This window comes from Parendozoicomonas verongulae (assembly GCF_009711465.1).
GTDB lineage: Bacteria > Pseudomonadota > Gammaproteobacteria > Pseudomonadales > Endozoicomonadaceae > Sansalvadorimonas > Sansalvadorimonas verongulae.
Genome location: NZ_SMME01000158.1, coordinates 1 through 303 on the forward strand (window position 1 = coordinate 1; position 303 = coordinate 303).

Annotated in this window: 1 protein-coding gene; it reads right to left on the reverse strand. The window is 48.5% G+C overall.

The genetic code is table 11. From position 1 onward, the window contains the following. Positions 1-198: hypothetical protein (locus E1189_RS24210; RefSeq protein WP_230459799.1), on the reverse strand; the 198-nt coding region annotated here is incomplete at its 3' end. Positions 199-303 lie beyond the last annotated feature (105 nt).

A 303-nucleotide genomic window follows, 5' to 3' on the forward strand; every position in this document is an offset into this window, starting at 1 on the left:
GGGAAATTGGTGAGACAGTACGTTAGCCTTTTGTCCTCCGCCCTCTTTCAGGTGCCCATCGGAGTGGTTAGGGTGGGCATTTATGCATACTTTTACACCCCCCTCACTATCCGCAGTAGGACGGAGCTGCACCAGGTGGGCTACTTTTTGATTTTGTATATCCAGAATGTCCATATTAGTCCACACGCGAGCATGCATTCGCGTTGCATGAGGCTGATCAACGCTTATATTCCATTGATTATTATAATGAGAATCGAAGGTAGGGGATATGAGGCTGGGTGATCCGGCATACTGGCACTGGAT